13 protein-coding genes and 2 pseudogenes are annotated in these 14861 nt (G+C 62.6%); 5 read left to right on the forward strand and 10 right to left on the reverse strand.

Going from position 1 to position 14861, the window contains the following annotated elements:
* Positions 1–58: 58 nt before the first annotated feature.
* The 8 genes and pseudogenes from WA145_RS03810 to WA145_RS03845 all read right to left on the reverse strand — a co-directional run.
* Positions 59–1000 (reverse strand): annotated as a pseudogene (locus WA145_RS03810) (NAD(P)/FAD-dependent oxidoreductase); the annotation flags it as partial.
* The gene (locus WA145_RS03815) at positions 997–1776 is read right to left on the reverse strand and encodes an SDR family NAD(P)-dependent oxidoreductase (protein WP_422580287.1); all 780 of its coding nucleotides are present in this window, start codon (positions 1774–1776) and stop codon (positions 997–999) included. The pseudogene WA145_RS03810 and the gene WA145_RS03815, both read right to left, overlap by 4 nt.
* Positions 1773–2195: a nuclear transport factor 2 family protein gene (locus WA145_RS03820; RefSeq protein WP_422580288.1), complete on the reverse strand. Its 423-nt coding sequence runs from the start codon at positions 2193–2195 to the stop codon at positions 1773–1775. The genes WA145_RS03815 and WA145_RS03820 overlap by 4 nt, the downstream gene beginning before the upstream one ends.
* Positions 2192–3631 carry a deoxyribodipyrimidine photo-lyase gene (gene phrB / locus WA145_RS03825; RefSeq protein ID WP_422580336.1) on the reverse strand — a complete coding sequence of 480 codons (1440 nt, stop codon included), beginning with the start codon at positions 3629–3631 and terminating at the stop codon, positions 2192–2194. The genes WA145_RS03820 and phrB overlap by 4 nt, the downstream gene beginning before the upstream one ends.
* A 14-nt stretch (positions 3632–3645) precedes the next feature.
* On the reverse strand, positions 3646–4584 hold the full coding sequence (locus WA145_RS03830; protein ID WP_422580289.1) for a MerR family transcriptional regulator: 939 nt from the start codon (positions 4582–4584) through the stop codon (positions 3646–3648).
* The gene (locus WA145_RS03835) at positions 4581–5546 is read right to left on the reverse strand and encodes a YbgA family protein (RefSeq protein WP_422580290.1); all 966 of its coding nucleotides are present in this window, start codon (positions 5544–5546) and stop codon (positions 4581–4583) included. Before WA145_RS03835 ends, WA145_RS03830 begins: the two co-directional genes overlap by 4 nt.
* Positions 5547–5671: 125 nt before the next feature.
* The gene (locus tag WA145_RS03840) at positions 5672–5917 is read right to left on the reverse strand and encodes a TIGR02450 family Trp-rich protein (RefSeq protein WP_422580291.1); all 246 of its coding nucleotides are present in this window, start codon (positions 5915–5917) and stop codon (positions 5672–5674) included.
* Positions 5914–6906 (reverse strand): NAD(P)/FAD-dependent oxidoreductase, encoded by a 993-nt coding sequence (locus WA145_RS03845; RefSeq protein ID WP_422580292.1) that lies wholly within the window; start codon positions 6904–6906, stop codon positions 5914–5916. Before WA145_RS03845 ends, WA145_RS03840 begins: the two co-directional genes overlap by 4 nt.
* A gap of 195 nt (positions 6907–7101) precedes the next feature.
* On the opposite strand from WA145_RS03845, the gene WA145_RS03850 reads away from it, so the two are divergent.
* The 3 genes from WA145_RS03850 to WA145_RS03860 all read left to right on the forward strand — a co-directional run bounded on the left by WA145_RS03850 (position 7102) and on the right by WA145_RS03860 (position 10526).
* A complete protein-coding gene (locus tag WA145_RS03850; protein ID WP_422580293.1) occupies positions 7102–8007 on the forward strand; it encodes a TIGR01777 family oxidoreductase in 906 nt (301 codons plus the stop codon).
* Between the two features lie 8 nt (positions 8008–8015).
* Entirely contained in the window at positions 8016–9038 is a 1023-nt protein-coding gene (gene hemH / locus WA145_RS03855) for a ferrochelatase (protein ID WP_422580294.1), read from the forward strand.
* A 156-nt stretch (positions 9039–9194) separates the two neighbouring features.
* Positions 9195–10526 carry a spinster family MFS transporter gene (locus tag WA145_RS03860; RefSeq protein ID WP_422580295.1) on the forward strand — a complete coding sequence of 444 codons (1332 nt, stop codon included), beginning with the start codon at positions 9195–9197 and terminating at the stop codon, positions 10524–10526.
* A 19-nt stretch (positions 10527–10545) separates the two neighbouring features.
* On the opposite strand, the pseudogene sstT reads toward WA145_RS03860, so the two are convergent.
* Positions 10546–11760: pseudogene (gene sstT / locus WA145_RS03865) on the reverse strand (serine/threonine transporter SstT); the annotation flags it as partial.
* 273 nt (positions 11761–12033) lie between these two features.
* Between sstT and WA145_RS03870 the strand changes: the two are divergent.
* On the forward strand, positions 12034–12693 hold the full coding sequence (locus WA145_RS03870; protein ID WP_422580296.1) for a YceH family protein: 660 nt from the start codon (positions 12034–12036) through the stop codon (positions 12691–12693).
* A gap of 52 nt (positions 12694–12745) precedes the next feature.
* On the opposite strand, the gene WA145_RS03875 is transcribed toward WA145_RS03870, so the two are convergent.
* A complete protein-coding gene (locus WA145_RS03875; protein WP_422580297.1) occupies positions 12746–13138 on the reverse strand; it encodes a phage infection protein in 393 nt (130 codons plus the stop codon).
* A 446-nt stretch (positions 13139–13584) separates the two neighbouring features.
* Between WA145_RS03875 and WA145_RS03880 the strand changes: the two genes are divergently transcribed.
* On the forward strand, positions 13585–14826 hold the full coding sequence (locus WA145_RS03880) for a glutamine synthetase family protein (protein ID WP_422580337.1): 1242 nt from the start codon (positions 13585–13587) through the stop codon (positions 14824–14826).
* Positions 14827–14861: the final 35 nt, after the last annotated feature.

Genomic DNA, 14861 nt, shown 5'->3' on the forward strand with positions numbered 1-14861 from the left:
CCTGATCTCGCCTTGCCAGTCCTTCGCTCGCTACGCCCTGCAGCGGTCTGCCCGGGCCGCCGAGGCGATAGTTCCAGCTGGCCCAGGCCAGGGGGCGCTTTGGCAGCAGGCGGGTGTCGGTGTGCAGCACCACATCGTTGTCGGCGTAGGGCAGGGCGCCGAGGATCTCCTGCTCGACCCGAGTGGGTTCGGCCAGCAGGGCCAGGGCCTGGTCGCTGTGGCAGGCGAAGATCACCTTATCGAAGCGTTCACTGCCAGCCGCGCTATGCAGGGTCACGCCATCGGCATCACGCTCGACGCGGGTTACCGCGCAGTTAAGGCGAATATGCTGTTTAAAGGATGCGGTCAGCGGCGCCACATAGCTGCTGGAGCCGCCCTCGACCACGCACCACTGCGGCCGATCACTGACCGAGAGCAGGCCGTGGTTCTTGAAGAAACGCACGAAGAACTGCAGCGGAAAGCCGAGCATGTCGTTCAACGACATCGACCAGATCGCCGCGCCCATCGGCACGATGTAATGCTGGATAAAGCGCTCGCTGTAGCCATTGGCCTTGAGGTAATCACCCAGGGTCATGCTGCTGGCGATGCGCTGCTGGTTGAGGTCGTTCAGCGCCTCGCGGTTAAAGCGCAGGATATCGCGCACCATGCCGATAAATTTCGGCGAGATCAGGTTGCGCCGCTGGGCAAACAGAGTGTTGAGGCTGTGCCCGTTGTACTCCACACCGGTCAGCGGATCGCTGACCGAGAAGCTCATTTCGGTGTCCTTGAAACCCACCCCCAGCTGGCCCAGCAGGCGAATAAAGTTGGGGTAGGTCCAGTCATTGAACACAATAAACCCGGTGTCCACAGCATGGCTCCGGCCGTCGACTTCGACATCCACGGTATGGGTATGCCCGCCAATCCAGTCGCCAGCCTCGAACACGCTGATCTCGTGGTTGCGGTTAAGCAGGTAGGCGCTGGTCAGGCCGGCGATACCGCTGCCGATAATGGCGATCTTCATGGGCTGTCCTTGGTCTTGGCTTCAGTGCGGGCCATGCGGGCGCCGATGGCCACCTGCAAGCGCTTGGGCAAATGGCCGAGCAGCTTGAGCATGGCGATAAACGGGCCGGGGAAGGTTATTTCAAAGGGCTGCTGATGCAGGCGTTCGGCGATATGCCGGGCGGCTTTGTCCACCGGCCAGCGCATTGGCATGGGGAAGTCGTTTTTTTGCGTCAGCGGGGTGTCGACAAAGCCGGGGCTGACCAGGGTGACGGCAATGTTCTCGGCGTACAGGTCGATGCGCAGGGCTTCCAGCAGGTAGCGCAGGGCCGCTTTGGAGGCGCCATAGGCTTCGGCGCGCGGCAGCGGCATAAAGGTTACCGAGCTGCCGACCCCGACCAGATGCGGCCGGTTGCCCAGGCGCAGCAAAGGCAGAGCGGCCTCGATGCAGTAACTGGCGGAGAGCAGGTTGGCGCGCATGACCCGCTCAACCATGTCCGCCTCGAAGGCGCTGACCTCGACATATTCACAGGTGCCAGCGTTGAGGATGACGCAATCCAGCGCGCCCCAGACCTGGCCGATATGCTCGCCGATGGCCCGCACCTGGGCGGCATCACCGAGGTCGCCGGCGACCACCAACACCTGCTGCGGATAGCGCTTGGCCAGCGCCTGCAAAGGTTCGATGCTGCGGGCGCTAAGGGCCAGGCGGTGACCCTGTTCGAGCAGTTGTTCAGCCAGTGCCGCGCCGATGCCACTGCTGGCACCAGTGAGCCAGATACGCCGTGCGTTCGCGTTCATGCCAACCTCCGTTTCAGCCAACGAATTGCCGAGCCGAGTAAGGGCAGGTGCTCATAGAGCAGGCTGCCGGCGTCGAAATAGTCACGGTGGCGATAGACCTTATCCTGCCACAGCAGGTGCGAGCAGCCTTCCACACGAATCAGCTGGCCGCCGGCCAGGCGCGGGTGGCGGTAGCTCATGGTCCAGCGCAGGTAGCCTTCGCCGTCGCGCACCTGATCAAAGCCGTAGAAGTCGAAGCGCAGTTCGCTGACGTTGGCGTACATCTCGGCGAAGTAGCGCTGCATATTGGCCAGCCCACGCACCTCATGCAGTGGGTCGCAGAACACTGCGTCGTCGCTGTAGAGCCTGCCCAGGCGGTCGAGATTATCTTTGTTCAAGCCGGCAAAGTCCTGGGCGAATTGGCGTAGAAAGTCGCTCATAGCACCTCCTCGCCGGCAAACTGCGGCAGGCTCTTGAACGCCGCCAGCGCGCGCGTACGGCTCTTGCTCAAGTCGACAATCGGCGCCGGGTAATCGGCGATACCGAACAGCCCGCCCATGGCCGCCGGGTTATGAATATTGGTTTTGTTCAGGCCGACCAGCTCGGGCAGCCACTGGCGGATAAAGCGCCCGTCCGGGTCGAATTTCTGCGACTGGCTCAGCGGGTTGAAAATGCGGAAGTACGGCGCCGAATCGGTGCCGGTGGAGGAACTCCACTGCCAGCCACCGGTGGTCGCCGCCAGGTCGCCGTCACTCAGGTGGCGCATAAAGAAGCGCTCGCCTTCACGCAAGTCGCTCAGCAGGTTCTTGGTCAGGAACATCGCCACGATCATGCGCAGGCGATTGTGCATCCAGCCGGTGGCCAGCAGCTGACGCATGGCCGCATCGATAATCGGAAAACCAGTACGGCCTTGCTGCCAGGCTTTCAGCTCCAGCGGCGCAGTGCGCCAGGCCACGGCCTCGGTTTCCGCGCGGAAGGCGCGGTGCATCGACACGCGTGGGTAGCCGACCAGGATGTGTTTGTAGAACTCACGCCAGAGCAGCTCGTTGATCCAGGTGATGACCCCGACATTGCCGCTGTCGAACTCGCCCTGGTTGACCTGCAAGGCCGCATGCAGGCACTGGCGCGGCGAGATCACCCCGGCGGCCAGGTAGGCCGACAGTTGGCTGGTGCCGGGCTGGGCGGGGAAGTCGCGAGCGCTCTGGTAGCAATCGATCTGCTGTGCCGCGAAATCCTCCAGGCGCCGCGCGGCCTCCGCTTCACCGGCCGGCCAGAGTTCACGAATGGCCGCAGTCGGTGGGGCAAAACCTGCAACCTGTTCAGGAATGGCATCGCTTTGGATCGCCAGCGGCGCCTGGGCCTTGGGTGTGGCCATCAGCGCCGGCAGGGCCGTATGCAGACGCTGATAGCAGACCTTGCGGAACTGGCTGTAGACCTGAAAGTAACCGCCGGATTTGGTCAGCACGCTGCCGGGTTTGAAGAACAGCTGATCCAGATGGCTGCGAAAATTCACCCCTAATCCGTCCAGTGCCTCGGCCACGGCCTGGTCCCGGCGGCTTTCATGCACGCCGTACTCTTGGTTGACCTGCACCGTGCCGATCTGCAGTTGCTGGCACAGTTCGCCGATCACCTGCGGCGCGGCGCTCCAGTTATCGGCTTCACGCACCAGCAGCGGCACGTTGAGTTTGCCCAGCTCGCTGGCCAGTGCCCTGAGGTTGCGCAACCAGAAGTCGACCTTGCTCGGCGCGTCATCGTGGGCCAGCCACTGGCCGGGGCTGAGCAGGAACAGTGCCACGGTCGGGCCGCTGCTGAGGGCGGCGGCCAGAGCGCTATTGTCCTGCACGCGCAGGTCGGTACGAAACCACATCAGTTGCAGCATGGTATTTCCCATCAGCTGTGCAGCAGGTTGAGGTCGGTAAGGCTGTGCCAGGCGGCCAGCGGGTCGGCGGCCAGGCTCAGTTCGGCGTTCTGTGCGGTGATGGTGGCTAATTCTTCGGCGTGGATCTGTACCACCTGGCCGACCAGCAGGCAGGGGCAGTCATAACCGCCGAGTAGACGCTGCAGATGGGTGCTGTTCAGTGCCTGGCTGGAATACAGCAGTACCGCGCGCGGTTGAATATGCTCGACCGCCAGGGCCAGTTCGGTCGGCGATAGCGGCCAGTCGAAGACCTCCACCGGGCAGCCGGCGCTGCTCGCCAGCCAGGCGGTGAGCCACAGGCCGGGAGCCATCGGCAGGTCGGAGACGTTGATCAGTAGCAGTGACGCGCCGTTGTACTGGCGGTTGTTGTGGTACAGCCGTGCACCGAATTTGCTGCGCAGCCAGGAATAAAAGAACACCCGCTCGGCCTGGGCGCCGAACTGGTTACGCCAGCGCAGCTCGAGCTCTTCGAGCAGCGGCAGGAGCAACTGCTGGCACAGGGTATGCGGCGGGTAGAGCGCCAGTTCGCTGTTGAAACAGTCATCCAGGCGCCGTTCGTTGAGGTTGCAGATGGCTTCCTGCAACTGCTGGCGCTTGCTTTCCCACTGCGAGCTGGTCTCGGCAAACGCTGGCTGGCCTGTACGCAGCAGCCCCTTGACCTGACTGACTGAAACGCCGCGGTTAAGCCAGGTAAGAATCGCCTGAATGCGCAGCACATGCTCATCGGCATACAGCCGATGGCCCTTGGGCGTGCGGTGCGGCACGATCAAGCCGTAGCGGCGTTCCCAGGCGCGTAGGGTTACGGCGTTGACCCCGGTGATGCGCGCCACATCGCGAATCGGCATAAAGCCCTGGGCGATGGCTGCCTGGTAATCGTCGGCGGCGCCGTCGCTGATTGGTTCAAGGCTCATAGGGCATTACGCAGGCTGAGATTTTCCGGGTGCGGCTGCAGGTAGACCTGCTGCGCAATGTAGTGGTCCGGATGGCGGCGGAAGTGGTGCTTGAGCAGGGTCATGGGCACCACCAGCGGCACCACACCATGGCGATACTGGCCGATCAGCTGCTGCATTTCCTGTTTCTCTTCGCTGCTTAGCGCTTGCTTGAGGTAGCCGCTAAGGTGCTGCAGCACGTTGCTGTGGGTGCGGCGGGTGGCGCAGCTTTTCAGCGCGCTCATCAGTTCACTGAAATAGCGCGGGGCCAGTTCATCCAGGTCGTGCTGGCCAAGGTTGCCGAGCATGCGCCCGAGCAGTTTGTACTGCATGGGATTGGTGGCCATCAGCAGGTATTTGTAGCGCGAGTGGAAGTCGATCAGGCGCTTGCGGGTCAGGCCATCACGCAGCAACTGTTGCCATTCGGCATAGGCAAACACACGGGTGATAAAGTTCTCGCGCAGGATCGGATCGTTGAGGCGGCCATCCTCTTCCACCGGCAGGTTGGGGTGGCGGGCGCAGAAGGCCTGGGCAAAGATGCCACGGCCCGGTTCACTCGGCCGGCCATTGTCTTGGTAAACCTTGACCCGGTGCAGGCCACAGGACGGTGACTGTTGCATAAAAATGTAGCCGCAGATATCCGTCAGCTCGCCAGCCATGCGCTCGCCGTAGGCGGCCAGCGGCGCGGTGACATCGACCTGGCGGTTGACCGTGCCTACAGCGTGCGGCGCCAATGGATCGCCGACCAGGCGAATCGGTTCACGGGGGATGCCCATGCCGATGGCCACTTCCGGGCACAGCGGGGCGAAGTCGAAATACTCGCTGAGGGTGCGGCTGCACAGGCGTGATTCCTTGTGGCCGCCGTTGTAGCGCACCTCGGAACCCAGCAGGCAGGCGCTGATGCCCAGTTTGGGTTTGCCGTTGACGTTTGTGGGTGGGCTCATGGGCAACCTCTGATGTACGACTTGTACAGATCCTGATGGATGTACAACTTGAGTTCATCATAGGTTTGTAATTGTACAAGTCAATATATTTGTACAACTACTGTAGGGTTTTGTGTGTGGACCTGTTACTTCCAGCCCATGCGCCAGTGCTCGGGGTTTTCCAGCACGCGCCAGTCCAGGCGTTGGCAGCGCTGGTTAAGCACGGCTTGCAGCTCAATCTGCAGTACCGTGCCGTCTTCGTCGCAGAACAGCTCGGTGACGAGAAAGTGCTTCTCGCGGTTCTGCGGCTGCGTTGCTGTCCATTTCGACAGCAGCAGCTTGCGCGGGTTGAGCCGGTGCCGGGCTGGTGCAGGGTGGGGCTGAGCGTTCATTGCAGATGTTCGAGCAAGCGCCGCGCTGCTTCCTGGCCGCTGAGCCAGGCGCCTTCCACCCGGCCGGACAGGCACCAGTCGCCGCAGGCATAGATGCCCAGGTCGGCATCAGCCAGTACCCCCCATTGGTGCGCGCTGGCCGGGCGGGCGTAAAGCCAGCGGTGCGCCAAGCTGAAGGCCGGGGCGGGCACGGCGCAGCCGATCAGTTCGGCGAAGGCGCCATGCAGCTGTTCGATCACCGCTTCCTTGGGCATGTCCAGGTGCTGCTTGGTCCACTGGCTGCTGGCGTGTAGCACCCAGGTGTCGAGGTGGGTATCGCGGCCGGGTTTGCTGCGGTTGCGCGCCAGCCAGTCGAGCGGGCTGTCCTGCACGAAGCAGCCTTCGACGCGGGTCTCCAACGGATTGGCAAAGGCCAGTGCCACCGCCCAGGTTGCGTCCATGGCCACACTGGCGGCGGCGCCGGCCAGTTTCGGTGCGCTGGACAGCAGGGTGGTGGCCTGTGGCGCCGGGGTGGCGACTATCACATGGCTGAACGGGCCGTGGTTATTGCCTTCGGCATCTTGCAGATGCCAGTGCTGCTCGCCGCGAAATACCTCGGTGATACGGCAGGAGAAGGTCACCGGCAAGGCGCCGAGCATGGCGCGGGTGATCGCGCTCATGCGTGGGCTGCCGACCCAGCGCACCTGTTCATCCGGCGAGGCGCTGAGCTGGCCGTTAGTGAAGTTGTAGAGGCTGGGGGTCCATTCGGCGACCCAGCCACGGGCCTGCCACTGCTGCACCACCTCGACAAAGCGGCGGTCGCGGGCGGTGAAGTACTGCGCGCCAAGATCCAGCGCGCCGGCATCGCTGCGCTTGCTGGCCATGCGGCCGCCACTGCCGCGGCTCTTGTCGAACAGTTGCACTGGATGCCCAGCGGCATGCAGCGCCTGTGCGGCAGACAGCCCGGCAATGCCGGTACCGATGATGGCGATGGGGTGAAGAGCGGTCATGGTCTACCTCGTGTTTTCAAGCGTTAGGCTACGCTTTAGACAAAAGCTATACAATATGGTTTTTGTGTATAAGCTATGCCGGATTCGATCCAACCTTCCTATAGTTAAGACAACCTGCAGCCAGATTGAAGCCACAAACAGCGACAAATCAGCCAGTGGTTGCGATTTATAGACCGCTCACATGAGGGCAATCAAATGCACATACTCCTGACAGGCGGCACCGGTTTGATTGGGCGGGCGCTGTGTCGGTACTGGTTGCAGCAAGGTCACCAGCTGACGGTGTGGAGCCGTCGCCCCGAGCAGGTTGCGGCCCTTTGTGGTGACGCGGTGCGTGGTATTGGCCGGCTTGAGGAGCTGGCCGAGGAGCCGCTGGATGCCGTGGTCAACCTGGCCGGCGCGCCGATTGCCGACCGGCCCTGGACGCGTAAGCGCAAGGCGCTGCTGTGGGCCAGCCGGATTGGCCTGACCGAACAACTGCTGGCCTGGCTGCAGAGCCGCGAGCACAGGCCGCAGGTGCTGCTATCCGGTTCGGCGGTGGGCTGGTACGGCGATGGTGGCGAGCGCGAGCTGCATGAGGACTCGTCGCCGGTCAGCGAGGATTTCGCTGCGCAGCTGTGCGGCGCCTGGGAAGAAACCGCGCAGCGCGCCGAAGAGCTGGGCATCCGCGTGGTGCTGTTGCGCACCGGGCTGGTGCTGGCCGCCGACGGTGGCCTGCTCAAGCGTCTGCTGCTGCCGTTCAAGCTCGGGTTGGGCGGCCCGTTGGGCAATGGTCGGCAGTGGATGCCGTGGATTCACCTGGCGGATCAAATCGCCCTGATTGATTTTCTCCTGCAGCAGGAGCAAGCCAGCGGTCCTTATAATGCCTGCGCGCCAACGCCTGAGCGTAACCGCGCCTTCAGCCAGGCCCTGGGCCGCGAGCTGCATCGGCCGGCCTTTATGCCCGCCCCGGCCTTTGCTCTGCGTGTGCTGCTGGGTGAGTTGTCGGTGCTATTGCTCGGTGGCCAGCGCGCGCTGCCGACGCGCTTGCAAGCGGCTGGTTTCAGTTTTCGTTTTACTCATTTGGATGTGGCCCTGGCAGATCTGCTGGGTCAACCGGACTAGGACTTTGCATGACCGATCACGCCTTGCTGTTGGTAAACCTGGGCTCGCCGGCCTCCACTGAGGTGGTCGATGTGCGCCGTTACCTCAACCAGTTTCTGATGGACCCCTATGTTATCGACGTGCCCTGGCCGCTGCGCCGGTTGATCGTCTCGCTGATCCTGATCAAGCGCCCGGCGGCTTCGGCGCATGCTTATGCCTCGATCTGGTGGGAAGACGGCTCGCCACTGGTGGTGCTGAGCAAGCGTCTGCATCAGGCGATGCAGGCGTCCTGGAACCACGGTCCGGTGGAGCTGGCCATGCGCTATGGCGAGCCATCGCTGCAGACCGTGCTGACCCGCCTGGCTGATCAAGGCATCAAGCAGGTCACCCTGGCGCCGCTGTACCCGCAATTTGCCGACAGCACCACCACCACGGTGATCGAAGAAGCCAAACGGGTGGTGCGTGAGCAGCAGCTGCCCATACGCTTTGCCATCCTGCCGCCGTTTTATGATCAGCCGGAATACCTGGACGCCCTGGTCGACAGCGCCAAGCCCTATCTGGAACAGGATTTCGACCATCTGCTGCTGAGTTTCCACGGTCTGCCGGAACGCCATCTGCACAAGCTCGACCCCAGCGGCCATTGCCTGAAAGGCGCCGATTGCTGCCGCACGGCCGCGCCCGAAGTATTGGCCAGCTGTTACCGCGCCCAGTGCCTGCGCAGCGCCGAGCTGTTTGCCCAGCGTATGGGGCTTAAGCCTGAGCAGTGGTCGGTGGCGTTCCAGTCGCGCCTGGGCCGTGCCAAGTGGATCGAACCCTACACCGAAGCGCGCCTGGATGAGCTGGCCAAACAGGGCGTGAAGAAGTTGCTGGTGATGTGCCCGGCCTTTGTCGCCGACTGCATCGAAACCCTGGAAGAAATCGGCGACCGCGGCCGCGAGCAGTTTGTCGAAGCCGGTGGCGAGAGCCTGCAGTTGGTGCCCTGCCTGAATGATCACCCCAGCTGGGTCGGCGCATTAAAAACCCTGAGCGAGCGTGCACCCTTGATGCTTTAACCGAGTGCGACGCGGCGGTCATTCGCTCGAAGGGATGCCGCGCATTCGCCTCACTGATAACACCTAAGGGCGATATTCATCGCCCTGTATATCGGCCTAAGCTGGCAGTTCTTTCAACCGTCGTGCACCGCACCAACGGTGCCGAGGAGACTGCCAGTGCCCAACAACAATAACGGCTATCCCTCTGCTACCCGCGCCTGGGTAACTGTCGCCATCCTGATGGTGGCGTACGTGCTGTCGTTTATCGACCGGCAGATTCTCAACCTGCTGGTGGGGCCGATCCGTCGCGACCTGATGATCAACGATACGCAGATGAGCCTGCTGATGGGCCTGTCGTTTGCGCTGTTCTATACCGTCTGCGGCATTCCCCTGGGCCGACTGGCCGATACCAAGAGCCGCCGTGGGCTGATCGCCATCGGCGTGCTGTTCTGGAGTGCGGCCACTGCGGCCTGTGGCATGGCCAAGCTGTACTGGCAATTTCTGCTCTGCCGCATCGGTGTGGGTGTCGGCGAGGCGGCGCTGTCGCCGGCGGCCTATTCGCTGATTGCCGACAGCTTCCCGGCCGAGCGCCGCGCCACCGCCATCAGCGTGTATTCCATGGGGGTTTACCTGGGCTCCGGTCTGGCTTTTCTGCTCGGTGGCCTGGTGATTCAGTTCGCCTCGGCCCAGGGCGATGTGCTGCTGCCGGTACTGGGTGAAGTGCGCCCCTGGCAGCTGATCTTCCTGCTTCTTGGCGCCGCCGGGGTGCTGTTTACCCTGTTGATGCTGGCGGTCAAGGAGCCGGCGCGGCGCGGCGTTGGCGCCGGTGTGGCGGTGCCGCTGGCGGATGTCGGGCGTTATATCCGCGCCAACCGGCGTACCGTGCTGTGCCATAACTTCGGCTTTGCCGGCCTGGCATTCGCCGGTTACGGCAGCGCGGCCTGGATTCCGACCTTCTTTATCCGTACCTACGGCTGGGACGCTGGCCAGGTCGGCATCGTCTACGGCAGCATCGTCGCGGTGTTCGGTTGCCTGGGCATCGTCTTCGGCGGCCGCCTGGCGGACTGGATGGCCAAACGCGGCAGCAGCGACGCCAATATGCGTGTCGGTCTGTATGCCGCCATCGGCGCGGTGCCTTGCGTGCTGGCCTTCCCGTTGATGGAAACGGCGCTATGGGCGGCGATCCTCACCGCACCGGCGGTATTTTTCCTGAGCATGCCGTTTGGCGTCGCGCCGGCGGCGATTCAGGAAATCATGCCTAACTCGATGCGCGGCCAGGCGTCGGCGATCTACCTGTTTGTGATCACCTTGATCGGCCTGGGCATCGGCCCGACGGCGGTGGCCTTGGTGACCGATTATGTGTTTGCCGATGACATGGCGCTGCGCTACTCACTGCTGATCGTCACCAGCATCGCGGTGTTCAGCTCCATCGTGCTGCTGAGCATGAGCCTTAAGCCTTACCGCGAGAGTGTGGTGCGGTTGCAGGGGTGGTCGGCCAATCCTGCCTGAGCTCTGCTCTGCCGAAATTGCGTTGTTGCTCGGCCTGGCAGGCGGCTGCGGTGAACAGCACATCGGTGGAGGAGTTCAGCGCGGTTTCCGCAGAGTCCTGGACGATGCCGATGATAAAGCCGACCGCTACCACCTGCATGGCCACCTCATTGGGAATGCCGAACAGGCTGCAGGCCAGCGGGATCAGCAGCAGTGAACCACCGGCCACGCCCGACGCGCCGCAGGCGCTGATCGAGGCAAGCAGGCTGAGCAGCAAGGCTGTCGGCAGATCGACGGCGATGCCCAGGGTGTGCACTGCGGCCATGGTCAAGACGGTGATGGTGATCGCCGCGCCGGCCATGTTGATGGTCGCGCCCAGGGGGATCGACACCGAGTAGGTTTCCTCATGCAGGCCCAGGCGCTGGCAGAGCTGCAGGTTGACCGGAATATTGGCCGCCGAACTGCGGGTGAAGAACGCCGTCAGGCCACTTTCGCGCAAGCAGGTCAGCACCAGCGGATAGGGGTTGCGACGGGTCTTGAAATAGACAATCACCGGGTTGCTCACCAGTGCAACAAACAGCATGCAACCGACCAGTACCAGCAACAGGTGCAGGTAATCGAGCAGGGCGGACATGCCCGACTCGGCCAGGGTGGCGGCAACCAGGCCAAACACCCCCAGTGGCGCCAGGCGAATCACCAGTTTGACGATGCTGGTAACACCATGGGAAAGGTCGGCGAGCATCTGTTTGCTGCTCGGGTTGGCGTGCCGGAAGGCAAAGCCCAGGGCGATGGCCCAAGCCAGGATGCCGATAAAGTTACCTGTCAGCAGGGCGTTAATCGGGTTGTCCACCACGTTCAGCAGCAGGGTTTTCAGCACTTCGCTGATGCCGCCGGGTGGCGACAACTCGGCGCTGTTGCTCACCAGGGTCAGGCTGGAGGGGAAGGCAAAGCTGGCGGCTACCGCGATCAGCGCCGCGCTAAAGGTGCCGATCAGGTACAGCAGCAGAATCGGTTTGATATGGGTCTGCTGGCCTTGTTGATGGTTGGCGATCGACGCCGCCACCAGTACGAATACCAGCACCGGAGCTACGGCCTTCAGCGCCGAGACGAACACCGTGCCGAGGAAGCTGACGCTCGCCGCAGCTTCAGGCAGGAACAGTGCCAGGGCGATACCGGCAAGCAGGCCGATGGCAATTTGCAGCACCAGGCTGGTGCGGTTGAGCAGTTGCAGAAGCGGGTGTTGGGCAGTGGTCATGACATGCATCTCTACTTGGCGGGCAGGCCTGCGATCTCTTTCTATTGCCGACCGGGCTCGGGGCGCCGGGGCTGGATGCATGGCTGCGGTGCGCGTTATGAGGCTTTTCGCGGGCGCTGAAACAAGGCCACGCTGAAAAATAGCGCGCGACTCTATCACAGTGCTCAGGTGTTACGCGCAGTGGGCGTACCTGTGTGGCTCAGTCGCGCTTATGCCTATCAACCGCTAGTCAGGCGGGCTAGGCTAGAGCCTTTGCGAGGCCATGAGGTGGTTATGTCCAACGAAGATACGAGCGCACCGGCGGTTGAAACCCTGACGACCGTCGAGGCGCGGGTGCTGGGTTGCCTGATTGAAAAGCAACTGACCACCCCGGAAGCCTATCCCCTGACGCTGAACGCCCTGGTGCTGGCCTGTAACCAGAAAACCAGCCGCGAGCCGGTGTTGAATCTGACTGCCAGCCAGGTTGGCCAGGCCCTGCGCAGCCTGGAAGGGCGGCAAATGGCGCGTCTGGTGATGGGCAGCCGAGCCGATCGCTGGGAGCACCGCGTCGACAAGGCGCTGGAGCTGGTGGCGGCGCAGGTGGTGCTACTGGGGCTGTTGCTGCTGCGTGGTCCACAGACCCTCAACGAACTGCTGACGCGCAGCAGCCGCATGCATGACTTTGATGATACCGAGCAGGTGCAGCATCACCTGGAGCGCCTGGTCAGCCGTGAACTGGCTTGCCTGCTGCCGCGCCAGCCTGGGCAGCGTGAAGACCGTTATATGCATGTGCTGGGTGATCCGGCGGACCTACAGGCGGCGTTGGCAACCAGGGCCAGCGAGCCGCAGCGCGCGACAACGGGCGGTCAGCAGGATGAGCGCCTGGACGCTCTGGAGGCGCGCATCGCGGCACTGGAGGAGCGCTTGGCGCAATTGGAAGCGCCGGCGCAATAAATAACCAAGGTGCTCGATTGAGCACCTTGGTTGTGTTGCCTGTTAGCTGTGATCAGCTAACGCGCAGGCCTGGTGTGTGTTCTGCGCCACCTTCAGCAACGCGGTTCGCACCAGCCCGCTCTGCACCGCCTTCGGCCACGCGCAGGCGCTCTTGCAGGCGCTCGGCACCGCCTTCGGCGACGCGGTTCGCTCCCGTCCGGTCGGCACCGTCTTCGGCTACACGCAGGCGCTCTTGCAGGCGCTCGGCACCGCCTTCGGCGATGCGGTTGGCGCCTGTGCGATCAGCGCCACCTTCGGTTTGCAGCTTGCTCCCAAAGCCCATCAGGGTTTTTACGCTGCTGTCCTGCATTTCACCCAACAGTGGCTGCGGGTTGTGCTGTGGCAGGGCGAAGGCGCTGATGGACAGGCTGCTCAGGATCACGGCGGTAAGAATGTGCTTTTTCATGTTCAGGCTCCTCGTAAGGGCGGGTGTAAGTGAGTACGGAGCCAATGATACGGATGAAAATTTGATGAAGAAGTGCAGGTGGGGCATGGTAATCATCGATGCTATCGATAGTGGTGATAATTATTTATTAATCAAGTGCTTAGTTAATTGTTTAGGCGTATATAGAGCGGTTTCAAGGACGGTTATGCATGATCATTAGGATCAATTTATTCGATATATTTTGCGGGCATGCGCTAACCCTTGGCTGTCAGCCGGGCTTTGCTTGAAATATCGAACGACTGGTGCGTATTTTGTACGTCTCGTCGTTCTGCCACGGCCGCTTGCATTCATAAGGACAACCGCAAATGACTACCCTCGACCGCGCCGCCCTGGCTGAACTGCTGCGTGGTGTAGATGAAATCGACTGCGTGACGCCGGATCTCAACGGCGTGCCGCGCGGCAAGGTGATGACGGCCGAGGGTTTTCTCGAGGGGCGGCGCTTGCAGTTGGCGCGCGGGGTGTTGCTGCAATGCATCATGGGCGGCTATCCGGCACCGCGTTTTTACGGCAGCGACGACGGTGACCTGGCGTTGAATGCCGAGCCGACGCAGATTTATCGCCTGCCCTGGAGCGAAACGCCGCGGGCGTTGGCCATCTGCGATGCCGACGAACTGGATGGACGCAGCTCTGGCCTGTCCACCCGCGGCCTCCTTAAGCAGGTGATTGCGCGTTACGCTGCGCACGGCTGGCAGCCGGTGGTGGCAACCGAACTGGAGTTTTTTGTATTTGCCCACAATGCCGATCCTTTGCAGCCGTTTCAGCCGCCGCTGGGTCTGGATGGTCGGCGTGAAGACGGCAGCTCGGCCTTTAGCCTGAGTTCCAACAACGGCCTGCGCCCGTTTTTCCAGGAGGTCTATCAGTGCATGGCGGCCCTGGGCTTGCCGCGCGATACCTTTATGCATGAGATGGGCGTCAGCCAGTTCGAGATCAACCTGCTGCACGGCGATCCGCTGCTGCTGGCGGATCAGACCTTTCTGTTCAAGCACCTGCTCAAGGAAGTTGCGCTCAAGCATGGGCTTGCTGTGGTGTGCATGGCCAAACCATTGGCGCATACCCCGGGCAGTTCCATGCATATTCATCAGAGCGTGGTGGAGCAGGGCAATGGGCAGAATATCTTCAGCGCGGCCGATGGCCAGGCGACGCCGGCGTTCTATCACTTTATTGCCGGTCAACAGGCGGCGCTGGGCGATTTCACCCTGCTGTTTGCCCCGCATGTGAATTCCTACCAGCGCCTTTGCCATCCTTATGCGTCGCCGAACAACGCCTGCTGGTCGGAGGATAATCGCGCCGCAGGCCTGCGGATTCCGGCCAGTGCGCCGGTGGCGCGGCGGGTAGAGAACCGTTTGCCGGGCGCCGATGCCAACCCTTATCTGGCGGTGGCGGCCAGCCTGGCGGCAGGCCTGCATGGGATTGAGCTGCAGCTGCAGCCCAGTGCGCCGATCCATGGTGAGTTCGAGGTGCCGGATGAATTGGCGCTACCCTGTACCCTGCATGCCGCGATCGAGCGGCTCAAGCGCAGCAGCTTGGCGCTGGAACTGTTCGGCAAAGAGTTTATCGAAGGCTACATTGCCAGCAAGACGCTGGAGCTCAGTAGCTTCTTCGACGAAATTACCCCGTGGGAGCGCCGCGTACTGGCGGCCCACGCCTAAAGTCTGCTCGCCGGGTATGGTCTCGGCGGCCCTGA

This window comes from Pseudomonas sp., from assembly GCF_049301935.1.
In the GTDB taxonomy this organism is placed as follows: domain Bacteria; phylum Pseudomonadota; class Gammaproteobacteria; order Pseudomonadales; family Pseudomonadaceae; genus Aquipseudomonas.

What these genes read in the sequence shown, in the direction of transcription:
- WA145_RS03840 (WP_422580291.1), bottom strand. Translation starts at nt 5,917, where the DNA reads ATGAACGCTCAGCCCCACCCTGCACCAGCCCGGCACCGGCTCAACCCG.
- WA145_RS03870 (WP_422580296.1), top strand. Translation starts at nt 12,034, where the DNA reads ATGTCCAACGAAGATACGAGCGCACCGGCGGTTGAAACCCTGACGACC.
- WA145_RS03820 (WP_422580288.1), bottom strand. Translation starts at nt 2,195, where the DNA reads ATGAGCGACTTTCTACGCCAATTCGCCCAGGACTTTGCCGGCTTGAAC.
- WA145_RS03835 (WP_422580290.1), bottom strand. Translation starts at nt 5,546, where the DNA reads ATGAGCCCACCCACAAACGTCAACGGCAAACCCAAACTGGGCATCAGC.
- hemH (WP_422580294.1), top strand. Translation starts at nt 8,016, where the DNA reads ATGACCGATCACGCCTTGCTGTTGGTAAACCTGGGCTCGCCGGCCTCC.
- WA145_RS03875 (WP_422580297.1), bottom strand. Translation starts at nt 13,138, where the DNA reads ATGAAAAAGCACATTCTTACCGCCGTGATCCTGAGCAGCCTGTCCATC.
- WA145_RS03880 (WP_422580337.1), top strand. Translation starts at nt 13,585, where the DNA reads ATGACGGCCGAGGGTTTTCTCGAGGGGCGGCGCTTGCAGTTGGCGCGC.
- WA145_RS03830 (WP_422580289.1), bottom strand. Translation starts at nt 4,584, where the DNA reads ATGAGCCTTGAACCAATCAGCGACGGCGCCGCCGACGATTACCAGGCA.
- WA145_RS03850 (WP_422580293.1), top strand. Translation starts at nt 7,102, where the DNA reads ATGCACATACTCCTGACAGGCGGCACCGGTTTGATTGGGCGGGCGCTG.
- WA145_RS03815 (WP_422580287.1), bottom strand. Translation starts at nt 1,776, where the DNA reads ATGAACGCGAACGCACGGCGTATCTGGCTCACTGGTGCCAGCAGTGGC.
- WA145_RS03845 (WP_422580292.1), bottom strand. Translation starts at nt 6,906, where the DNA reads ATGACCGCTCTTCACCCCATCGCCATCATCGGTACCGGCATTGCCGGG.